Source organism: Sphingomonas elodea ATCC 31461 (genome assembly GCF_000226955.1).
GTDB classification, from domain to species: Bacteria; Pseudomonadota; Alphaproteobacteria; order Sphingomonadales; family Sphingomonadaceae; genus Sphingomonas; species Sphingomonas elodea.
Map to the genome: position 1 here is coordinate 1 of NZ_AGFU01000108.1, position 2,020 is coordinate 2,020.

Sequence of the window (2,020 nt, forward strand, 5' to 3'; positions counted from 1 at the left end):
TCCCCGGCACGGGGAGGGGGACCATGCGCAGCATGGTGGAGGGGGCTATCCACGAGCGAGTCCGGTGCGGCGGCGGCCCTCCCCGTCCCGGGGAGGATCAAATTCCCCTCAATCCCGATTGACTCGCGCCGGCTCCCCCGCCAAGGCGGGGGCGTCGATGCCGGGCGACCGGCATGGGCATGCGCGGGAGAGAATCCGGTTCGCCGGATCGCCGAAGGAGCAACCGCCCCGGAATCTCTCAGGCACCGAGGACCGCGCAGGCCACGACACTCTGGAAAGCGAGACGGCCGCTGCGGCCGGGCTCCACCGAAGGGGTAAGCCGGGTACCACCCGCGCGAAAGCTCTCAGGTTCCGTGACAGAGGGGGCGATGGTGTTGCGGGGGCGTTCGGCTCCATGCGCATCGTTGACCCTTGATGCCCGGAGTGCCCCGATGAGCGATACCGCCGAAGACACCGTCGCTACCGACCTGCCGATCGAGACGCTGCCGCTCGACGCCTGGCACCGCGCGCGCGGCGGCCGGATGGTGCCGTTCGCCGGCTATGCCATGCCGGTCCAGTATGAAGGCATCATGGCCGAGCATCTCTGGACGCGCGAGCATGCCGGGCTGTTCGACGTCAGCCATATGGGCCAGCTGCTCTTCTCGGGCGTCGCGTTCGACGCCGGGCTCGAGACGCTGCTGCCCGGCGATGTGAAGGGGCTGGGCGAGGGCCGGATGCGCTATTCGCTGCTGCTCAGCGAAGAGGGCGGCATCCATGACGATCTGATGATGACCCGCCTGCCGGCCGACAACGCCTTCGAGATCGACGGCGGAACGATCTACATGGTCGTCAATGGTGCTACCAAGTGGGACGATCTGGGCGTGTTCCGCGAATTCCTGCCCGACGAAGTGACGATCAACCACCTGGAAGACCAGGCGCTGCTGGCGCTGCAGGGGCCGGAGGCGGTCACCGCGCTCGCCCGCGTGCTGCCGGGTGTCGAGAAGCTGGTGTTCATGACCGCCGCCGCGTTCGAGTGGAACGGCAACCCGCTCTGGGTCAGCCGCTCGGGCTATACTGGCGAGGACGGCTACGAGATTTCGCTGCCGGGCGAGGCGGCCGAGGCGTTCGCCGACGCGCTGACCGCGCAGCCCGAAGTCAAGCCGATCGGCCTGGGCGCGCGCGATTCGCTGCGCCTGGAGGCCGGCCTGCCGCTCTACGGCCATGACCTCGATCTCGAGACCACGCCGGTCGCCGCCGATCTCGGCTTCGCGCTGTCGAAGCGCCGCCGCGAGGAAGGCGGTTTCGCCGGTGCCGAGCGCATCCTCGCCGAGCGCGAGCAGGGCAGCGCCATGAAGCGCGTCGGCCTGATCGTCGAGGGTCGCCAACCGGTGCGCGAAGGCGCGGTGGTGGTCGATGCTACCGGCGCAGAGGTCGGCAAGGTCACCTCGGGCGGGTTCGCGCCCAGCGTGCAGAAGCCGATCGCGATGGCCTATGTGCCGTCGGCGCTTGCAGCGGCCGGCACCACGATTACGCTTGTCCAGCGGGGCAAGCAGCATTCCGCGGAGGTTGTGGCTATGCCCTTCGTCCCCCACCGCTATGTCCGAAAGGGAGCGTGACATGAGCCGTTATTTTACCGAAGACCATGAGTGGATCGAAGTCGACGGCGACGTCGCGGCGGTCGGCATCACCGAATATGCCCAGAGCCAGCTCGGCGACATCGTGTTCGTCGAAGTGCCCGACGAGGGCAAGGAACTGGCCAAGGGCGACGATGCCGCCGTTGTCGAGAGCGTGAAGGCGGCTTCGGACGTGTATGCGCCGGTGTCGGGCACCGTCGTCGAGGGCAATGAAGACCTCACCGAGAACCCCGCGCTGGTGAACGAGGATCCGGAAGGCGAAGGCTGGTTCTTCAAGATGACGCTGAGCGACGAGAGCGAGCTGGAAGGCCTGATGAACGAGGCCAAGTACCAGGCATTCGTCGAGAAGCAGTGACCTGACTTAGCCCCTCCCCTTCAGGGGAGGGGTTGGGGTGGGGGACTCTCCA

At 67.6% G+C, this 2,020-nt stretch carries 2 protein-coding genes and 1 riboswitch; both genes read left to right on the forward strand.

Translation table 11 applies throughout. The annotated features are described in order from the left end of the window. The first annotated feature begins 174 nt into the window (after positions 1 to 174). Positions 175 to 265, forward strand: a riboswitch (glycine riboswitch). 166 nt (positions 266 to 431) lie between these two features. After that, positions 432 to 1,595 (forward strand): glycine cleavage system aminomethyltransferase GcvT, encoded by a 1,164-nt coding sequence (gcvT, locus tag KK7_RS0119125; protein ID WP_010546248.1) that lies wholly within the window; start codon positions 432 to 434, stop codon positions 1,593 to 1,595. Between the two features lies 1 nt (position 1,596). Beyond that, entirely contained in the window at positions 1,597 to 1,968 is a 372-nt protein-coding gene (gcvH, locus tag KK7_RS0119130; protein WP_010546249.1) for a glycine cleavage system protein GcvH, read from the forward strand. The last annotated feature ends 52 nt before the right edge of the window (positions 1,969 to 2,020 follow it).